General features: G+C 66.0%; 22 protein-coding genes. 15 read left to right on the top strand and 7 right to left on the bottom strand.

The annotated features are described in order from the left end of the window. Positions 1 to 41: 41 nt before the first annotated feature. The 4 genes from ACWELQ_RS05265 to ACWELQ_RS05250 all read right to left on the bottom strand — a co-directional run bounded on the left by ACWELQ_RS05265 (position 42) and on the right by ACWELQ_RS05250 (position 3,359). Positions 42 to 683: a TetR/AcrR family transcriptional regulator gene (locus tag ACWELQ_RS05265; protein WP_452395776.1), complete on the bottom strand. Its 642-nt coding sequence runs from the start codon at positions 681 to 683 to the stop codon at positions 42 to 44. After that, a complete protein-coding gene (locus ACWELQ_RS05260; RefSeq protein ID WP_452395775.1) occupies positions 680 to 1,273 on the bottom strand; it encodes a TetR/AcrR family transcriptional regulator in 594 nt (197 codons plus the stop codon). The genes ACWELQ_RS05265 and ACWELQ_RS05260 overlap by 4 nt, the downstream gene beginning before the upstream one ends. A 64-nt stretch (positions 1,274 to 1,337) precedes the next feature. Beyond that, a complete protein-coding gene (locus ACWELQ_RS05255; protein WP_452395774.1) occupies positions 1,338 to 2,501 on the bottom strand; it encodes a DUF3500 domain-containing protein in 1,164 nt (387 codons plus the stop codon). A gap of 27 nt (positions 2,502 to 2,528) precedes the next feature. After that, entirely contained in the window at positions 2,529 to 3,359 is an 831-nt protein-coding gene (locus ACWELQ_RS05250; protein WP_452395773.1) for a fumarylacetoacetate hydrolase family protein, read from the bottom strand. A gap of 43 nt (positions 3,360 to 3,402) precedes the next feature. Here ACWELQ_RS05250 and ACWELQ_RS05245 point away from each other — a divergent pair, with 43 nt between their 5' ends. Further along, positions 3,403 to 4,101 carry an IclR family transcriptional regulator gene (locus tag ACWELQ_RS05245; RefSeq protein ID WP_452395772.1) on the top strand — a complete coding sequence of 233 codons (699 nt, stop codon included), beginning with the start codon at positions 3,403 to 3,405 and terminating at the stop codon, positions 4,099 to 4,101. Positions 4,102 to 4,112: 11 nt separating this feature from the next. Here ACWELQ_RS05245 and mhpA read toward each other — a convergent pair whose 3' ends face one another. The 3 genes from mhpA to ACWELQ_RS05230 form a co-directional block, all read right to left on the bottom strand. Next, a complete protein-coding gene (mhpA, locus tag ACWELQ_RS05240; protein WP_452395771.1) occupies positions 4,113 to 5,690 on the bottom strand; it encodes a bifunctional 3-(3-hydroxy-phenyl)propionate/3-hydroxycinnamic acid hydroxylase MhpA in 1,578 nt (525 codons plus the stop codon). A 7-nt stretch (positions 5,691 to 5,697) separates the two neighbouring features. Next, positions 5,698 to 6,549, bottom strand: a complete 852-nt coding sequence (locus ACWELQ_RS05235) for an alpha/beta fold hydrolase (RefSeq protein ID WP_452395770.1) — start codon at positions 6,547 to 6,549, stop codon at positions 5,698 to 5,700. A gap of 136 nt (positions 6,550 to 6,685) precedes the next feature. Further along, positions 6,686 to 7,120: an SRPBCC family protein gene (locus ACWELQ_RS05230; protein ID WP_452395769.1), complete on the bottom strand. Its 435-nt coding sequence runs from the start codon at positions 7,118 to 7,120 to the stop codon at positions 6,686 to 6,688. Between the two features lie 286 nt (positions 7,121 to 7,406). Here ACWELQ_RS05230 and ACWELQ_RS05225 point away from each other — a divergent pair, with 286 nt between their 5' ends. The 14 genes from ACWELQ_RS05225 to ACWELQ_RS05160 all read left to right on the top strand — a co-directional run. Then, positions 7,407 to 8,063: a TetR/AcrR family transcriptional regulator gene (locus ACWELQ_RS05225; RefSeq protein WP_452395768.1), complete on the top strand. Its 657-nt coding sequence runs from the start codon at positions 7,407 to 7,409 to the stop codon at positions 8,061 to 8,063. Between the two features lie 89 nt (positions 8,064 to 8,152). Next, positions 8,153 to 9,097: an MlaE family ABC transporter permease gene (locus ACWELQ_RS05220; protein ID WP_452395767.1), complete on the top strand. Its 945-nt coding sequence runs from the start codon at positions 8,153 to 8,155 to the stop codon at positions 9,095 to 9,097. A gap of 1 nt (position 9,098) precedes the next feature. Continuing rightward, positions 9,099 to 9,956 carry an ABC transporter permease gene (locus ACWELQ_RS05215; RefSeq protein WP_452395766.1) on the top strand — a complete coding sequence of 286 codons (858 nt, stop codon included), beginning with the start codon at positions 9,099 to 9,101 and terminating at the stop codon, positions 9,954 to 9,956. Positions 9,957 to 9,975: 19 nt separating this feature from the next. Further along, positions 9,976 to 10,986, top strand: a complete 1,011-nt coding sequence (locus ACWELQ_RS05210) for an MlaD family protein (RefSeq protein ID WP_452395765.1) — start codon at positions 9,976 to 9,978, stop codon at positions 10,984 to 10,986. Further along, positions 10,983 to 11,987, top strand: coding sequence for an MlaD family protein (locus ACWELQ_RS05205; protein ID WP_452395764.1), 1,005 nt, complete (start codon positions 10,983 to 10,985; stop codon positions 11,985 to 11,987). The genes ACWELQ_RS05210 and ACWELQ_RS05205 overlap by 4 nt, the downstream gene beginning before the upstream one ends. Continuing rightward, positions 11,975 to 13,015, top strand: a complete 1,041-nt coding sequence (locus ACWELQ_RS05200; RefSeq protein WP_452395763.1) for an MCE family protein — start codon at positions 11,975 to 11,977, stop codon at positions 13,013 to 13,015. The genes ACWELQ_RS05205 and ACWELQ_RS05200 overlap by 13 nt, the downstream gene beginning before the upstream one ends. Positions 13,016 to 13,065: 50 nt before the next feature. Then, positions 13,066 to 14,130 (top strand): MlaD family protein, encoded by a 1,065-nt coding sequence (locus ACWELQ_RS05195; RefSeq protein WP_452395762.1) that lies wholly within the window; start codon positions 13,066 to 13,068, stop codon positions 14,128 to 14,130. Then, positions 14,127 to 15,182, top strand: a complete 1,056-nt coding sequence (locus ACWELQ_RS05190) for an MlaD family protein (RefSeq protein ID WP_452395761.1) — start codon at positions 14,127 to 14,129, stop codon at positions 15,180 to 15,182. The genes ACWELQ_RS05195 and ACWELQ_RS05190 overlap by 4 nt, the downstream gene beginning before the upstream one ends. Beyond that, a complete protein-coding gene (locus ACWELQ_RS05185; RefSeq protein WP_452395760.1) occupies positions 15,179 to 16,135 on the top strand; it encodes an MlaD family protein in 957 nt (318 codons plus the stop codon). The genes ACWELQ_RS05190 and ACWELQ_RS05185 overlap by 4 nt, the downstream gene beginning before the upstream one ends. 31 nt (positions 16,136 to 16,166) lie before the next feature. Continuing rightward, positions 16,167 to 16,769, top strand: coding sequence for a hypothetical protein (locus tag ACWELQ_RS05180; protein ID WP_452395759.1), 603 nt, complete (start codon positions 16,167 to 16,169; stop codon positions 16,767 to 16,769). 34 nt (positions 16,770 to 16,803) lie between these two features. Further along, complete coding sequence (locus tag ACWELQ_RS05175; RefSeq protein ID WP_452395758.1) at positions 16,804 to 17,205, top strand: nitroreductase family deazaflavin-dependent oxidoreductase; 402 nt, start codon at positions 16,804 to 16,806, stop codon at positions 17,203 to 17,205. A 32-nt stretch (positions 17,206 to 17,237) separates the two neighbouring features. Beyond that, a complete protein-coding gene (locus ACWELQ_RS05170; protein WP_452395757.1) occupies positions 17,238 to 18,122 on the top strand; it encodes an SDR family NAD(P)-dependent oxidoreductase in 885 nt (294 codons plus the stop codon). A 16-nt stretch (positions 18,123 to 18,138) separates the two neighbouring features. Then, the gene (locus ACWELQ_RS05165) at positions 18,139 to 18,333 is read left to right on the top strand and encodes a hypothetical protein (RefSeq protein WP_452395756.1); all 195 of its coding nucleotides are present in this window, start codon (positions 18,139 to 18,141) and stop codon (positions 18,331 to 18,333) included. A gap of 66 nt (positions 18,334 to 18,399) precedes the next feature. Beyond that, positions 18,400 to 19,340: Vgb family protein (locus ACWELQ_RS05160; protein WP_452395755.1), on the top strand; the 941-nt coding region annotated here is incomplete at its 3' end.

Here is a 19,340-nt window from a genome sequence, read left to right as displayed (position 1 = left end):
CGCGAAGCAGTCGATCGCACCGGCCGAGCGGCACTTCCAGGTCAGGACAGCCCCTGGCGGTCGCGCGGGATCGAGCGCAGTCGGCTCGCGAGCGAGCGTACGAACGACTCGATTCGCGCGGTGTCGAAATCACCGGGCTCACCGGCCATGCGGATCCCGACAGCGTCGATGGCCCCGAGGACCAATACCGAGAGCGCTTCGGAATCGGCGGGAGTCGCGCGGTTCGCGGTCAGTTCCGACACCCAGCTCTCGAGCCCGCGGCGCAGGTGTTCCCTGAATTCGGCCACACTCGCGCGGACCGACTCGTCAGCCCCCTCGGTCGGCTGCGTGAAAAGCCGCCACGAGCGCGGGTTCGCGACGATCACCTCGGCATACGACAGCAGCCAGCGGGTCGGATCCCCCTCGGCCATCGCGACCGCCTGATCGAGTTGGTCTGTCAGCAGCGACTTTTCCCGCTCGAGCACCGTCAGCAGAATGTTCTCGGGCGTCCCGTAGCAGTCGTAGACCACCGGTCGCACATAGTCGGCGCGTTTGGCGACGGTTTGCATGGTGACTGCGGCGAAGCCGGATTCGACCGCGACATCGAGCGCGACATCGGCGATGCGCGCGAGCCGCTCCGGCGTGACGCGGCGTCCGACCGACCGAAGCCGCGGTCCGCCGTTCTCGATTCTGGGCGTCGTCATGCCGACCACTCGATTTCGATCTGATCCATCAGCCACGCTACCGCCGCCGAAAACCGCTGCGCTGGAAACCGATCCGGGTCCGCCAGCATCGCACGTGCGGCGGCCTCGCTGCCCGCGAGCGCGATCAGCGCCAGCAATTCGGCATCCCCGTCGCCGCCTCCCAGCGGTGGAGGCAGCAGCGAGAAGTTCGTACGGATCTGTTCGAGCACGGCCGTCCGACTGGTCTCCAGAAATGAGCGCAGGGTTTCGGGCGCGCCCGCCGGGGGCATGAAGATCAGCCGCCAGGTGTCGGGAGATTCCGACACCACTGTGAGGAAGCTGGTGAGCGATTGCTCGATGAGCGGCTCGAGATTCTGCCCCGACAGCACCCCTGGCATCAGCCCCACCGCCACCGACAGCGCCTTCTCGGCTTCCCTGCTGATCAGATCGAGCAGCAGCTCGTCTCGATCGGGGTAGAACTCGTAGACCACCGGGCGCGTGACGCCGGCCTCCCGCGCGATGGCCTGCATCGTCGCCGCCCCGTACCCGTCGCGCAGCACCAGGCGCAGCGTCGAGTCGAGGATTTGCTGTTGACGTTGCTCCGGTGCCATTCGTGGAGCGTTCTTTCCACGCTTGGTGGTTTGCTCCGGCACCTGCCCTCCACTGGCTTCTCGTTCACGAGGACCGCGGATTGTCGCGATCCGGACTCATCTTAGTGTCCGGATCGGTTGCCGGTTCCGCACTCGACACGCGACGGGTTCGCAGGTGTTCGGCACCCCGGTCGCGATCCCGGCCCGGTGCGGCAAGCAACGCGCGCCCGAAATCGTTGTCGAGGTCGCGTAACACGCTGTGCAGATGGTTGCCGCCGCCGACGGCGTTCACCGCTTCGATGAGGTAGCGGTCCGTGTGCACCCGGAAGTAGTGCGGCGAGCCCGGATTCGACGCACCGGCCCAGGCGAAGTGAATTCGGTCGATTCCGGCCTCCCGCAGCGCGTCTCGTTGGCGTTCACCCGAGACGGGTGGCAGGCGGTCCAGATAGCAGTCGACCAGCTGCCACAGGATCGACCGCTGCGAGGCGGTCAGCTCGGCCCCACTGATTCCCGACGGTGCGGCACGAGTGAATTTCAATGCCGCCCGATCTGCCTCGCTGATGGAGTATCCGGGCATCCCCAGGTCGTAGTGGTCGGGGTATTCGTAGGCGCCGACGTGCGGGACCTGTCTGGTCACGAAGTCGGGTGGCGCTACCGCGTGGATCACCGCACGTTCCCGCTGAGCGCCGTCGAGTTCGGACAACAGCGCGAAACCCAGCCCCTCGTCCTCGGCCAGGGGTGCCAGCACCCCGGCGTCGAGCGTGGGTTGCGCGCCCAGGGCCATCGGGGTGGCGGCGATCCAGCGCTCGTCGACGACGGTCACGTTGACGCAGACGTGATGGCCCAGGAAGCGCAGTGTCCACGTGTCCTCGAAGCCCGGTCTGCCGAAGAAGGTCAGGAAGTAGGAATCCGACGTCCGCCAGGTCTGCAGCGCGGGCCCGAGGAATTCGTGCTCGTGATCGCGCAGCACGTGTTCGAGCTGGGTGATCGCCAGGATCTTGGTGAACGCTCGCAATGGCACCGTCTGGCGAATCAGATCCCACACCAGCACTTTCTGGTGCCGGTCCAGGCGGTGCAGCGGTATTCCCGTGCGATCGGGCCTCGGGATGATGTCCCAGTCCAGCCGGCGCGGATCGTCGAAGTCGGCGATCACCGCCTCGACGCGCTGGGCCGGGTCGAACGTATCGAGCAATCCCATGGCCGTGACCAGAAGCCGACCGGCGGTCTGCTGATCTTCGTGCAAATCCATTGCGCGCATTGGCATTCCTCCGGCGTCCTAGCTGTCCGCGCCGAGCACCGGGGTGCGCAGCACGCCGAGCCGCTCGATATCCACCTCGACCACGTCCCCGTCCCCGAGCAAGCGCGGTGGCGTGCGCACATAGCCGACGCCCTCCGGTGTGCCGGTAGCGATCACATCGCCAGGGTGCAGCGCGAACACCGTCGAGAGGTGTGAAATCAACTGTCCGACATCGAAGATCATCGCAGCGGTGCTCGCGTCCTGCATCACCTCACCATTGACGCGGGTGCGGACACGCAATCCGTCACGCAGATCGCCGACCTCGTCGGCGGTGACGAGCGGACCGAGCGGCCCGCTGCCGTCGACGTTCTTGCCGAGGGTCCACTGAGAGGTGAGCTTCTGGGCACGCCGGGCGGTGAGGTCATTGAAGGTGGAGTACCCGAAAACCGCCGCGCGGGCCGCGTCCGCGTCGCCTCCGGCGAATTCCGCGCCGATATACGCGGCTACCTCGCCCTCCCAGTCCAGTCCCGGCTCCCCCGCCGGTACCCGGACCGGCGCGTCACCGACGCTCAGGGATGCTGTCCATCGACCGAAAATCGTTGGGAAATCGGGTACTTCGAAGCCGCCCTCACCGGCGTGTGCCCGATAGTTGAGACCCACACAGATAATCCGCGCCGAGGACGGAACGATCGGAACCAGGTGCGCGGCAGCCAGTTCCACGGGCACCCGCGCTTCCCGGGCGGGCCGAGCAACGATCCCGCGCGGGTCCGTCCAGAATTCCGCGACCGAGCACAGTGGAGTCAGCTTCGCCCTGTCGACAATTGCGACTTCGGCCGCTCCCGATGCGCCCCGAATTCCAACCAGTTTCATTGTGAGTATCCTTTATTCGAGAAGTTTCGATAGGCTCGATGGCATGGACACGCTGGACCGGACCATGACCGTTATCGAGGCGTTGGCGGATTCACGTCGCCGCTTGACAATTCGGGAAATATCGGCCGCCACCGGAGTGCCCCGTTCGTCGGTCCACCGAATTGTCCAGACTCTGGTAGCACGCCGATATGTGATCGCCGCGGCTCCTGACGGATATCGGATCGGGCCGGGCATACTGGCCATGGCCTTGGGCAGCCAGCAGCAATTGGTGGCACCGATGCGACACCTTGTGGTCAACCTGGCCGATACCGTCCGCGAGTGCGTCGACCTGGCCGTATTCACCGGCCGGGACGTCGTTGTGGTCGACCAGGTCGCAGCTCCCAGGCGGCTGCGGGCGGTCACCCGGATAGGCCGACCGTTCGCCCCGCACGCCAGCAGCATCGGCAAGATCCTGTTGGCGGAGTTGCCGGATTCCGAAATCCGCGCACTGTTGCCGGATCGGCTGGAGAAATTCACTCCCCATACGGTCACGAACATCGATGAATTGATCGAGGAAATCGATCGCGTTCGATGTGCGGGAATCGCATTCGACAACGAGGAACACGACCTCGGAATAAGCGCTGTAGCGACCACGGTTCACGGGCCCGGCGGAACGGTCCAGGCGATTTCCATTGTCGCCGCTGCGAACAAATTCCGAATGCGGCGATCCGAGTTCGTCGACGCGCTGCGGACCGTCCGATAGCGCCGGTCGGCTCACAGCGCCACCCGCGCCCCCTCCAGCACAGCCAGAAATTGCCGCACCATCAGCCGGACGCCGGTCTCGCCGGCTGCCGTGTCGTAGACATAGAAATCCGGCCGGATCAGCACCGCCTCGGCGGTCAGCGTCCGAAACCAGGTTCGATAGCCACCGTTGATATCGCTGAGCCGCGGGATATTCCGACACGGGTCGACGTACCCCCCACCATCGAGAACGCACGGCCGGATGCCCGCCGCCGACAGTCGGCGGAAGTCTAGGTCGGTCAGGCCGGCCAGCAGCCGACCGTCACGAACGAGCAGCGCACCGGGGCCACCGAGCACATCGTCGAGTCTGCGCGCCGCACGTTGGCCGTCACGCACGAAACCCTGGATCGACAGGGTGCCGCCATGCGCGCCGTGGTGTATTCCCGGACCCAACCGCGGTCGCGGCGGCGACACGGGCGCCGGACGTCGCGCCCGGTCGACGAGCATTCGTTCGTCCCGTCGGCGTGCGTCCGCGGGATCGGTGACACAGATGAGTTTTCCGAGCCGGACGGAGAACTCGACGGTCGCCGCCGTGTGCGGGATCCGTTCGGCCGCATAGGTGTCCAACACCTCGTCGTTCGCCACACCGGACAGGACCGCGCGCAGCTTCCAGCTCAGGTTCATCGCGTCCCGCAAGCCCGTGCACATACCTTGTCCCGCGAACGGCGGCATCAGGTGGGCGGCGTCGCCGGCGATCAATGCTCGGCCGCTGCGCCAGGTAGTGGCCCACCCGGCTTGAAAGCGGTAGGTGGTGTGTCGTTCGAGGACCGAGTTCTCGGGCGTGAAGCCGTGCTGGGACAGTAGCGCCCACGCGAACTCCGGCCGGTCGATCTCGGCGACTTGCTCCCCCGGCAGACGCATGAACTCCCATCGTCGGCGGCCGGGCCCACCGGGAACCATGGTGTGCGGGCGAGCCGGGTCACAGATCTGGCGTGCCGCGGTCAGCGGCGGCGCGTCCGCGCCGGGAACGACGTCCACCACCAGCCAATCCGAAAAGTATTGGTTGTCACGCCAATCCGCACCGATCGCGGCGCGGACACGACTGGCGGCCCCGTCCGCACCGATCAGATAACGCGCGCCGAGTTCGAGCGTCTCTCGCCCTCGCCGGACGGTGACCGCGACGCCGTCTCCGACGTCGGTGTGGCCGGTGTATTCCCAACCACGCAGGACAACAACATTGGGCAGCAATCGCAGTCGCTCGTCCAACCGATCCTCGAGTGCGGGCTGATGAAAGAAATAGGTATTGTACCAACCGGATTCGCCGGAACCGGCCCAATCCACCTCGAGCAGCAGGTCTTGATTCGCGTTCTCCCACCGATAGATTCCGTCGTAGGGCTGGGTCACGTCGGAGATCGCGCCGGGCGCCATCCCTATCGCCTGCAGAATGCGGGCGATCTCGGCATCGTGGGTGACCGCACGCGGTAGCCGATAGGCATCGGCGCGCTTGTCCACCAACGCGACGCGGAATCCGGCGGACGCGATCCGCAAGGCCAGCACCTTGCCCACCGGTCCGCAGCCGATGACGATCACAGCGAAATCTTGTTTGCCCATGGTCTCGTCAGGCCGGGATCGCGTGGTGGGCGCGGTCGCCGAAGCAGTCGGCGACAAACCTCGACACCTCGGGCATGAGACGCTCGGGGTGGCTTCGCAGCGCGAAGATCGAAGAGGCGCGCAGGGATTCGGCGTCGACCAGCCCATCTCGCAAGGTGTCGGCGTCCTTGCGCACGTGGACCGGGTCGTAGGGATGCCCCATCACCAGGGTCCGGGTCCGAAGTTGCCGCCAGTCGGCGATCCACGGCTTGATACCCTGGCTCAACAGGCCGATCATCAGATGCCGGGTCGCAATCGGGTCACGCGCAAGCAAACTCAGCGGCAGGCCGATACCCCCGGATCGCCGCGCGTGCCAGCGGATCACCGGTGCGACGCACCGCAGCAACGGCACCGACAAGCTGTAGCCGATGAGCGCGGGGCCACCCCAGTAGCACGAGTTGCGAATGCTGCGGTCGAGGATCGGCATCTCCAACCACACACCGACGAAACGCTCGGGCTGTAGCAGCGCGATCCGCAGCGCGTGCAGCGACCCGAACGACGCGCCTCCGAGGAAGACGTCGTGCAGGTCGAGCACGTCCAGCAGCGCGACCACCGCGTCGGCCGAAACTCGCAGGCCGTAGGCGTCGGTACGGCGCGGGTGGTCGGATTCCCCGTGCCCCGGCAGATCCACGCACAAAACCCGATACCCCTGTGCGGCAAGGTGATCCGCGATAGGCCACTGCGCCCGCTTATCCACCAGAAACTGGTGCAGCAGCACGATGACCGGGCCCTCACAGCCGTGTTCGGTATAGGCGAGCCTGCCCCATTCCACCTCGGCGAACCGGGTGGGCGGCGATGCGGTGGCGCTCGTGGCGGTCATCGTTGTCCTTCCTGCACGGCGGAAACGGTGCGCGACACCATTCCCTACATGAGCGTACCTACAGCTTTGTACAGAACGCAGGAACACGCAACCCCAGTCGCGGAACAGCAAGTCCCGCAGGGAAAATCCGGATCGCTCAGTCCATCGACCGGCTGAGCGCCGCACGCCGCGCTCGCGAGAGCACCACGCCGGCCGTGGTGCGCAGCAGAAAGGCGACCAGGGACTCCGACACCGGAATCGAGGGCTGCACCTCCAACGTGTAGCGCACCCGAGTGCCCCACTCGTCGTCGCTGAACTCGATCGTCCCCACGTGCCTGCGCACCGGCAGACCGCCGACGACCTGATAGATCACGCGCTCGCCGCAGACCAGTTCGGTGATCTGCTCGCGCACGCGGATCGGCCCGAACCCGATCCGGTGGATCGCGCCCACACCTTGCCGTTCCACCGTCCCCGGACTCACCAGACTGGTCCGAACCGGCAGGTATTCACCGCTGCGTTCACGGTCGGCGAAGATCTCGAATACCAGCGACCGAGGGGCCTCGATCAGGGTCTCGATGATGCTGAGTGTCATGAGTCGGCTTCCTTTCGCGGCAACAGCCGCGCACTCGGAGACGAAAAGCCACGAAAGACAACAGTTTCCGCGGAATCGATGAGATGAACGCTCGGGCAGGCCGACATGACCGGCCGACGAGCGTGCGCTCACGCTGGCAGACACACAGAGCGATGTCAACGAGTCGACCTCAGGCCCATCACACCGGTTCCGAACCGTGAGAGATCATTGCCTGCTGCTAATATCGCAGGTCCAATTACGAATTCGCGCTGATCAGCCGCAGCCGCGACCGCCGGAGAGGTGAACCGTGGGCGACGCCCGGACCGAACGATGGGCCGAACATCGGGCGGAGATGCGTCGCAAACTGGTCGAGGCCGCTGTCCGCGCGATCGAAGCGGAGGGCCCGCAGGCCAGCATGCGCGCCATCGCCGCCGAGGCGAAGGTGCCCAAGCCCACCCTCTACCGGTTCTTCACCGACAAAGCGGATCTGGCGGTCGCCATCGCCGATCGCGCCAAGCAGGACATCATCCAGGGATTGGCCGAGGTCCGCCAGCACCCGGGAGGCACCGCGGGAGCCATCCTGCACGCCGCCCTCACCGGTTACGCCTCGTTGATCGTCGAGCATCCGAACATCGCGCGGTTCCTGTTCCTGGGCGCGGAGAATCCGGGCGTCAAGACGCTCGAGAACTGGCAGGCCATTCGCACCGAAGTGGCCGCACTCATCACCCTCCTGGTCGAATCACCCGGTCCCACGGCGACATTCGACGCCATGTTCTATGCCTCGATGGTCGTGGGCGCCGTGGAGGGCGCGGCGGATTGGTGGTCCAATTCCGCCGACCTGGCCGGCTCGGCGTCGGAGTTCGTGGCCCGCGTGGAACCCGTGGTGCGCGCGATCATCACCAGTGCCGCGACTGCCGCGGGCGCGTCGATCGATTTCGACAAGCCGCTCCTGGTCGCTTCCTGACCCTCATTCACCAACCGGGCTGACCGTCCCACCCCCTTGACAGCGCACCCCTGCGCGCCCAAACTTGCTACCACCGGTATCGCATACCGATGGTCCACATTCTCCGCTCAAAGCCGGATGCGAATTGTGGACATAAGTGTAGGTACCAACGTGTAGCCTCAGTTCGGGCCGAGCCCGGAAGTGCATCGACGCCAAATTCCGACAGGAGCTTTCCCCGAATGACAACGGTCGACGTCCTGCGACGCAATTTCAGCGACACGGTGGTTTCCTCGGTCGCCACACTCGGCCGCTGCGTTCTCACCGGCGTCGACGCTGTCCGGGTCGGCTGCTCCGACGCGGTCCGACTGCGCTTCCAATGGCGCGAGACGATCGCGCAAGCCTGGTATTTCGTCAGCGTCACCGCATTACCCGCGGTACTGATGGCGATCCCCTTCGGCATCATCGTCTCGGTTCAGGTCGGCAATCTCATCCACAACCTCGGTGCGGATTCACTGATCGGAGCGGCCGGCGGACTGGGTGTGATCCGGCAGGGCGCACCGCTTGCGACGGGACTGCTCCTCGGTGGCGCGGGCGCGGCGGCCATCGCCGCGGACCTGGGCGCGCGCACCATCCGCGAAGAGATCGACGCCATGCGCACCATGGGTATCGACCCGGTAGGGCGGCTGGTCGTGCCCCGCATGACCGCCATGGTTCTGATCGCGCCCCTGCTCAATATCCTGATCATCTTCATCGGTGTGCTGGCCGGTTACGTGGTGGCGGTCGGCGCTCAGGGGGTGACGCCGGGCAGCTACTGGGCCGCATTCGGATCGTTCAGCACTGTCACCGATGTGTGGGTGTCACTGGTCAAGTCGGTGATCTTCGGATTCCTGGTGGTGGTCATCGCCTGTCAGCGCGGACTCGAAGCCAAGGGCGGACCGCGCGGCGTCGCCGACGGAGTGAACGCCGCGGTGGTGCTGTCGGTGGTGACGCTCATCGTCGTGAACGTCCTCATCACACAGCTGGTCACGATGTTCCTGCCGACCCGGGTGGCCTGACGTGACCCCTTCGATCCACCAGCCCACGCCGGTTCGCCTGTATCGGAAAAAGCGCGCCGCCTTCATCGGTCCGTTCGAAAGAGCCGGATTCGCATTGGCTTTCGCCTGGCATGTGCTGATCGCGGTGCCCTTGACACTGCGGCGCTACCGCGCCGAGACGATGCGAACGATCAACAACATGACCTGGGGTCAGGGCTCGATCATCGTGGGCGGCGGCACGGTGCCGATGATGATCGTGCTCGGAATCGCGATGGGCGCTTCGGTAGGCATCGAATCCACCGCGACACTGGACATGATCGGGCTCGGCCCGGTCACCGGCGTCGTCTCCGCGTTCGCCAACACCAGGGAACTGGCCCCGATCGCCGCCGCGATCGGATTCGCGGCCCAGGCCGGGTGCCGGATGACGGCCGAAATCGGGTCCATGCGCATCTCCGAGGAGATCGACGCCCTGGAATCCCTTGGCCTGCGGTCGATTCCGTTCGTGGTCACCACCCGGGTGATCGCGGGCGCGGTCGCGATCGTCCCGACCTTCCTGATCGCACTCATCCTGAGCTACCTCGCGTGCGCCGGGCTGGTCACCCTGGTCCACGGCCAGGCGACCGGCGTCTACGACCACTACTTCTTCCAATTCGTCAGCGGCTGGGACATTGTCGCGTCGGTGGCGAAAGTTCTCGTCTTCGGTACAGCGGTGATTCTCATACACAGTTATTTCGGCTTCTTCGCCACCGGCGGCCCCGAGGGTGTCGGTATCGCCTCCGGACGCGCGGTGCGCGCCAGTTTCGTCGTCATCATCGCCCTCGATATGGCGCTCACGCTGCTGTTGTGGGGCGTGAATTCCGCCGTGGAATTCACCGGGTGATTCGATGCCTGCTTACGGAATGCCAGGAGTACCCGTCGACCGCCGCCGGTCGGTGCTGACCGGCGTCGGGGCGGCCGTCACCGCCGCGATCGTGGCCACGGCCGCCGTCGGCTACCACGCCACTCGACCCGAGAGCGGGATGCGGATCGTGCTCTACACCGAACGGATCGGCGATGGGATCAGCGCGGGCAGCCCGGTCTCGTTGGACGGGGTGGGCATCGGAAAGGTGGACGAGATATCCGCTTCCCCTGCCGGCACCCAGCGGATCACCCTGCGCCTCAACACATCCCACCCGTACGGTCTCGACGAAAGCCTGCATGTGGACTATGCGCCGCAGAATCTGTTCGGCATCAGCGAGATCGAACTGCGGCGCGGATCAGGCGGACAGCCGCTGCACTCCGGTAGCGAGGTGCATCTCACCGGCACCCGCGCCGACGATGCCTACGACGCCACGATGGGCAGCCTGCTGCGCGGTATGTCCACGGTATCGACGGCGGTGCTGACGCCGCAACTGACCGTCCTGATCGATCGGTTGTCCACCGACCTGCGGGATTTCACACCCTTTCTGCAATCGATGGTGCTGATGGCGCGAACCTTCGCCGACAATCAGCTCCTGCAGCCCGCGGAATTGCTGGGGCGCTTCGGGAGTGCGCTGGGGCCGACCGCGCAACTCGTGGACGCCACGGTCGGTGCGATCGACCGGATCTACAACATTCAGGATCTACGCACCGACCGGCCGCGCATCGACGCGGGTCTGGATATGGTGATCAACAAGCTGTTTCCCACGCTGACCAGCACGCTCTTCCACGCGGCGACGTTCTCCGGCTTCACCGACATGCTCGCCCCGCTGCTGAACGTGCTGGCGCAGATGGTGCCCTCACCCCAGCAATCCGGTGCGGAACTGGGACAGCTGATCTCACGCGTGCGTGCCGCCATGCCCGACACTCCCTCGGGTCCGGTCTTGAATCTGGACGTCGACCTCAGTGGTGTACCCGCCGTCGCCGTCCCGTTGCTCGGGGGAGCCCGGTGAAGCCGATCTGGCACACGCTCTGGCGACTGGCTTTGTTCGCCGGGGCCATGATCGCCGTCCTCACGTTGGTCGTCACCGCGATCCAGCGACCGGTCAGTGGCGAAACACAGTCCTACCGAGCACTGTTCACCGATGCCAACGGATTGAAGTCCGGCGACGACGTCCGGATGTACGGCGTGGCCGTCGGCAAGGTCGGGTCGATCTCACTCGAGGGCGACCGAGCATCGGTGGCGTTCTCGGCACGCACCGACGCGGCGGTGTACGACAACAGCACGTTGGCCATCAGATACCAGAACATGACCGGACAGCGGTACATCGACATTCAGCAGGCGGCGACGCCCGGCACCCGATTGCCCGTCGGCTCGGTCGTTCAAATCACGCACACCATGCCCTCGTTCGATGTGACCTCCCTGTTCAACGGGTTGAAGCCGGTACTGGCCACGCTGTCGCCGGAGGCGATCAACAAGTTCTCCGAGAGCATGCTGGCCGTCATCCAAGGCGACGGGACCGGTCTGGGCCCGGCCCTCGACGCCATCGGCAGGCTCGGCTCTTACACCAGCGACCGCCAGCAGGTCATCTCCGTGCTGATGAAGAACCTCGGCGATATCTCCGACAAGATCGGCGGACGCTCGCAGGGACTGGTCAGCCTGCTGCGCAACCTCGCCGATGTCTACGAGTCGCTGCAGGTCAATATGAACGGGCTGCTCGATTTCGCGCTCACCGCGCCACCGGTGCTGTATCCGCTCGACGACCTACTGCGGACCCTCGGCCTCGAGGTCGGCGACAACCCCGATGTGAACGACATCGTCCGGCGACTGTTCCCGGATCCACACGAAGCCGTCGACATCTTGAGCCGATTGCCCGGCGCACTGGCTGCCCTCAACGCCTCGATCCCGAACTTCGCGGGACCGGGACAGCTGTGCAGCAAGGGCGAAGCCGAGGTGCCGCCGGTCTTGCGGGTACTGCTTGACGGACAGCAGGTGACGATATGCAACGGCTGATGGCCACCCGATGGCCCCGATTGGGGTGGTCGGCGGCCCGGCGCGAGGTGCGGGTCGGCATCGTCACCGCGCTGCTGGTCGCCGCCGGCGTACTCGCGGCCGCGGTGCTCTACGCGGTGCCGTTCGACGCCCGGACCTATGTCGCCGAAATGTCCGAAGCGCAATCGGTTCGGGTCGGAGATGACATTCGTGTCGCCGGAGTCCCGGTCGGCACCGTGAAGTCGCTGGAGTTGCGCGCCGATCGAGTCGTCATGCGATTCACCGTGCGCTCGAATGTCTTCCTCGGCGACCAGACCTCCCTCGACGTCCGCATGCTCACCATCGTCGGCGGACATTACGTGGCAGTCATCCCGGCGGGCACGAAACCCATTGGTCAGCAGCATATTCCGATGGATCGGGTGCGGCTTCCCTACAGCCTGATGCAGGCGTTCCAGGATGCGACGCAACCGCTGCGCGCGGTCGACGGGGACACCCTGCACCGCAATCTGTCCGCGCTGGGCGATTCACTGCAGCAGAATCCGGACAGCCTGCGCAAGCTGCTCGACGGAGTCGACACCTTCGTGGATGTCCTGGATCGGCAACGGTCGGACGTGTCCAAGGCGGTGTCGCTGGCCGACGAGTACCTGACCGCCATCAACGGGGCGCGCGGGGAACTGCGGCGGCTCATCGAGAAGATCAATCTGCTGGAGACCCTGCTGGTGGACCACCGCGCCGAACTACGTCAGGCCGTCGAGGCGCTGGACCGGGTGGTCAACCGGCTCGGCGGGCTGCAACCGGCATGGGAGTCCACGCTGAAGCCCATGGCGGAGCAGCTTTCCGCCGCTGCCGACCGGCTGCGCGGGCTCGGAGACAAGCTGGAGCCGCTGATCACCGCCGTGCACGACCTGCTCGAAAAGTTCCAGCAGATGGTGCTGCCGGACGGGCAGCTGGGCGTCGATCGATCCGGTTCGACGATCACCGGCGATCCGGCCGCTGTCGCGGCCCTCGTCGGCTCCGTGTGCGTGCCGGTCCCAGGGAAGGCGTGCTGATGCCGGAAGGAACTCGAATCACCCACCGGGTCTTGGGATCTCGCGCTTTCATGTCGATTCTGGGCGTGATCGTGGTGGTTGTCGCGGCGTCAGCGACCTACGTCGTCGCCTTCCACCCGCTACGCAAGACCGACTCCTATTGCGCCCTCATGCCCGACAGCATCGGACTGTACCCGGGCAATCACGTCACCATGCGCGGCATCGCGGTCGGCACGGTGACCGCGGTCGTCCCCCAGGGCACGAAGGTGCGCGTCGAGTTCACCGTCGCGAGGGATCATCCCCTGCTCGCTGACGCGGCCGCGACGACCGTCTCCGACACCGTCGTCGCCGACCGCGATCTGGCCGTGCTCAGCGGCGGGCAGACCACCGCACGCTGGGATCGATCCCGGTGCCTGACGAAAACGCTGACGCCCAAGAGCATTACGCAAACCCTCGATGCGCTGGCCCAATTGTCCGGTGAGGTCACCGGAGCCGATCAGGACAACACCCTGGGCCGTGCGCTGGGCGCGCTGAACACCGCCACCGCGGGGACCGGACCGCAGCTCAACGAGATCATCCGCAAGCTGGGCAGCGCGCTGAACTCCCCCGACGCGGCCATCGGTCACCTGGCCGGACTGATCGACTCCCTGTCGTCACTGTCCGAGGCCATCCGAACCCATTGGGGCGACATCAAATCCATGCTGCAGCGGATGGGGCCGGTGCTCGATCAGGTCAACAATGAGCTCTTCACCGAAACCGTGGTCATCATCGACGGCTTCCAGCGGGTGCTGCCCATGTTCAACGACCTCACCACTTTGTTCGCCGATCCCATCTTCGAGGTGCTCGATGCCTCGATACCGTTACTGCGGTTCATCGGTGCGCACGTGGGATCGCTGACCGACATCGTCGACCGGGCTCCTGTGCTCGCGTCGGCCTTCCAAACGGCCGCCGCCCCGGGGTCCGGGCGCACCGGACTCGTCTATGCCCCGCCCACAGTGGCCATTCCGCAGGGCGATGCCGAGCAGCTGTGCGCGGCAGTGAACGCCATCGCGCCACAAAGGTGCACCGGAGTAGCGGACGGGAAAGCGAATCTCCAACTTGTTCAACTGATTCTCGGAACGGCGGGTGCGCAATGACCGGCTCTGGAAAGCGCCGGCCACTGTCGGCCGCGCTCGCTCTCACGGCCGTGCTCGCCGCCGGCGGGTGCGGATTCGACCCGGCCGCGATTCCCATTCCCGGGACCGGACTGTCCGGACCGACGTACGACATCCACCTCGAATTCACCAACGTCCTCAACCTGCCCTTGCAGGCCAAGGTCGTCGCCGATGGCGCACAGGTCGGCACGGTCACGCGGGTGGCACTCGTGAACCCCGGCGCCGGACGGACCGGATACGTCCGGGTCGATGCCAAGATCCAGCGTTCGGCCCGGCTGCCCGTCACCACGTCCGCGGAACTACGTCAGGACACCATCCTCGGCGACATCCACATCGCCCTCGACACGCCGGCCGCCGGATTCGGCACGCTCCTCACCGACGGCGGCACCATCCCGCTGCGCCAGACCCATCCGCCGGTGCAGATCGAAGACGCCATGGCAGGCATGGCCACCTTCGTCCAGGGCGGGGCCGTGAACAAGTTGCAGGACATGGTGAATCGGTTCAACAGCGTGCTGCCCGACGACCCGCGCGACACCGCGCACATCGCCGGCGTGATGGGGTCGGACGCCCAGAATCTGGCAGCCAACCTCGATCAGGTCGACGCCTTCTTGAACGGCCTGTCCACCGACGCCGCGGTCGTACAGCAACGCGATGAGCTCTTCGGTGAACTGCTCACACCCCCGGCTGTGGCCCAGGTGTCCGCGGCCATCACCTCGTTCGTGGGCGCCATCGGCGTCATCGGCGCGCTCGGGCCGGTCGCGCATTCGCTGGTCTGGCTGGCTCCTCTGGTGAGTTCCGGTGACGCTGCGGCGCGGGCGTTCGTGCCGCTGGCGTTCACCGCCCGCCCCCTCGACCTGGACGCGCCGTCGAATCTCAACGCGCTCGTCGCATTGTTGCGGGACAAGGTAATTCCCTTCGCCGAGCACGGGCCGAAGGTCGATATCGTCCGCGTGGGCACGGGCGACCACGTGTCGACCGACGAACAGGTCCAGCGCATGATCGCGACCCTGCGCATGGTCGGAGTGGTGCGATGAAGCTCGGTTCGCTGGCGTCGCTCGGCGGGATCGCGGGCATCCTGATCCTGGGGTCGGGTTATCTCGCGTTCGATGTGGTCGGATACCGGCCGATGGCCGAATACACCACCGCCAGCATGATTCTCGCCAACTCGGCGGGGCTGACAAACGGCTCTCCGATTCTGCTCACCGGAGTCGAAGTCGGCGAGGTCACCGGTGTGGAGAATCGCGACACCGGCATCGCGGTCAGCTTCCGAACCAGCGGAACATACCGAATCCCGATCGACAGCGCCGTAAGCATCGAGAACCTCTCCGCCCTCGGCGAAACCTATATCGAGTTCACTCCGAAAACCGGTGCTGGACCGTATCTGCGGGACGGGCAGACGGTTTCGGCCGACCGAATCTCCCAACCACGGCCGATCCCGGTGGTCGCCCGGCTCATGACACGGGTACTCGAGCAGCTCGATCCGGGTGTGATGAGCCAACTCGTCGACACTTTCGGTGTCGCCCTCGACGGCACCGACACGGCGATGGCCGAACTCGCTCGCTCCACCGAATTGCTGGCCGCCAGCCTCACCACTCGCATGCCCTCGATCGCGCAGAGCTTCACCGACGCACAGACCATCGCCGGGGACGTCGACTGGGTGGCCGCCGCCGCCCCGGCCGCGGCGCCGCCGTTCGTGGAATTCAGTGTCCGCGTGGACCAGATCGCCCAGGCGCTGGGCCGGTTGTTCCGAACGGGCGGCGGGCCGCAGATGTACGTCGACGACAACGGGCTGGTGCCGTTTCTCACCCGGCTCACCACCTGGATCGACACCGCCGGTCCGGAACTGACGCCACTGCTGCCGGCACTGCGGCCGCTCGTGGACGACGCGGTGACGCAAACACCCCGAATCGATCTGAGCCGCTTGATCAGCGCGGCACTCGACGGCGTCGGCGACGACGCGGTCCGACTGCAGATCCACGTCAAGTAAGGACCCAGGAGCACCAATGTCGAGTTCAACGGTGAACACCGAAGACACTGCCACACAGGCGTTGACAGACCCGGCCGCCGCGGCGGCCGATGCCCAATCGAAACGGGCGGGAGCGACCCTGTCACTACCGATCGCGACCATCGTGCGTGCGGCGGCGTACGCGGCGCTGACCGTAGCGCTGTGCGCCACCACCGCTCTCTGGCTGTCGGCACGCTCGGATGCGGACCGACAACGCACCACCGCCGACAACGACCGCCATGCCGAACAGGTGGCAATGGATTACGCGGTCGGAGCGTCGAATATCGACAATGCCGATTTCCAGGCGTGGGTCAATCGACTCAAGTCGAACACCACCCCGCAGCTGGCCAACAAGTTCGACGCCACCGCGCCCAAGTTGCAGGAGATCCTCACCCCGTTGAAGTGGACTTCCACCGCCAAACCCATCACGGCGACGGTCGCCTCGCACTCCGGCGGCATCTACAAGGTCAACGCCTTCGTCAGCGTGACCTCCACCAGCGCCCAGACTCCCGAAGGCGGTCAGATGACCGTCACCTACAACGTCACCGTCGACTCCAACGCCGGGTGGAAGATCACCGATGTCGGCGGAATGGACGGCGCACTCCCCATGAAATAAGCACCGCTACACAGATATTCATGAAGGGAACACGATGACCGACAACGCCGGTCCGGATCCGATTCGACCCGCCCTACCGCGGGCGCTGGCCCGGTTCAATCGCCGCATCACCAATCGCGTCCAGGGGCTGTGGGCCCCCTACCTCGCCCCGTGGGCCGTCGTAGTGCACACCGGGCGTAAGAGCGGGAACACCTACGCCACACCGGTACTCGCCTTCCGCTACCACGATCGCATCGCGATCGGCCTACCGTACGGACGGGAAACCCAGTGGGTCGGCAATCTGCTGGCCGCGCACGGTGGGCAGTTGCGCCGTGCTGGAAGGACCCTGCGTCTCGAGAATCCGAGGGTGGTCGACAGTCGCGCCGCCGGCCTGCGACCGGGAGCCCGAGGACTCGGACGGCTCACCGACTCCGTACTCGTCGCCACCCTGGCGTGAATGCCCATCCACACCGAAGACGGAGGACCACCATGTCCGTACTCGAAGCCCGCTCTGTCGAGAACGCTGAGATCGTCGTCACCGGCGCGACCAACGGCATCGGCAAGGAGATCGCCCGCGACCTCGCCGCGCGGCACGCCCGACTCACCCTGCTCGCCCGAAATCCTCGGAAGGCCAAGGAAACCGCCGAAGAACTGACCGCTCTCGGTGCAGCGGATGTGACGATCGTGGAAGCCGATCTCGCCGATCTGTCCTCGGTCCGCGACGCCACCGCCCAACTGCATTCCCGACTCGACCACATCGACGTGCTGGTGAACAACGCCGGCATCACGCTGTTCCACAGCGAGCCGCCCACCGTGGACGGGTTCGATCCCATGATCGCCGTCAACCACCTCGCGCCTTTCCTCCTCACCACCAACGTCTTGGACCTGCTCGAAGCGAGTCCCGTCGCCCGCATTGTCAACACCGCCTCCGAAGCCCACCGGCATGCGCGGCAACCCGACGCCACCACCCTGGCCCGCCCCCTCGACTACGGTCCGATGGTCGGCCAACTCATCTACGGACAGTCCAAGCTGCTCAACATCCTTTTCACCAAGGAACTCGCCCGACGGCTGAACGGCACACGCGTCACCGCGAACTGCTTCTGCCCGGGCGCGGTCTCCACCGGACTTGTCCGCGGCAGTTCCCGGATCAGCGGCCTGTGGTCGCTCGGTGCACGCGCCCACATCCTGCGTGGGCCCGCGCAGGGCGCACGCCCAGGACTGCGGCTGATCCTCGATCCGGCACTCGAAGGCGTGACGGGCCAGTTCTTCACTTCCACTCCCGGCATGCGGTTGCTTCCGCCCGTCGCAGCGCTGTCGAACTATCCTCTCCAGCAACAGCTCTGGCAGCGAAGCGCCGAACTGGTCGGCATCTAGACCGCATCGAACCCCGATGACCGATCTGCCGCGCTTCATCGAATCCCGATACGTGCGTGACCTGCTCGATCATGTCGGCACCTGCCCGGCCTGCGGATACCCCTCGCAGGCGCACTCGACCACCACGGTCTTCCTCGGGGGCGACCACGAATCCGCGGTAACCGTCAGCTGCGCCATGGCCTGCGGCTGGCAGACCACGAACACCCTCTGACCCACCTCCTCTCCCCTGTCCTGGGCGACGTCTGCCGTCCGGAGCATCCGAACCACGGAGCAACCCATGATCCACCCACACCACCGAACGTCGGCCGCATCGGGTTTCACCCGAACCAAGCGGCTGACCGTTGCGCTCATCAGCACCACTATGTTCTTTGCCGCCGCGGGTATCGCCGACGCGCAGAATGATTCAGACTTCTCCTCCTTCCCGCTGGCGCCGCTTTCCTCTCCCGCGACCATCGCCGCCGGTCCGGACGGCAACCTGTGGTTCACCGAACTCAGCGGCAACGCCATCGGCCGGATCAGCCCTACCGGGCAGATCACCGAATTCCGGAGTGGGCTCACACCATTGAGCGGACCGGATCGGATCGCGCTGGGCCCGGACGGCAATCTCTGGTTCACGGAGTGGTGGGGCAACCGCATCGGCCGAATCACTCCGACCGGCGTGATCACCGAGTTCTCAGCCGGAATCACGCCTGGCAGTAGCGTTTTCGGCATCGCAGCCGGACCGGATGGCAACCTCTGGTTCACCGAGTCCGCCTCGAACAAGATCGGACGCATCACGCCCGACGGCGCAATCACCGAGTTCAGCGGCGGCACGAATCCGACCGCCGCCCCAACCGACATCGTCACCGGAGCCGACGGGAACCTCTGGTTCACACAGCGTTTCGGTGGAATCGGCCGGATCACCCCCAGCGGGGAGGTCACCGAATTCAGCGAGGGCATCACGCCGATGGCCGGCTCGGTGAGCATCGCCGCCGGACCGGACGGAAACCTTTGGTTCACAGAGACTTTCGGCGGACGCATCGGCCGAATCACACCGCAGGGGAAGGTCGATGAGTTCAGTGCGGGGCTGTCCCCGGCAGCGCTGCCCGTCAACATCACGACCGGGCCCGACGGCAATCTGTGGTTCACCGAGTACACCGGCGTCCGGATCGGGACGGTGACGCCCGACGGACGAATCACCGAAATCCACAGCGTCGGTATCACCGCCGTTCCCGACGG

Source organism: Nocardia sp. NPDC004722 (genome assembly GCF_053601505.1).
Note: the sequence above shows the minus strand (reverse complement) of the source record. Positions and strands in the feature narration are given on the sequence as shown.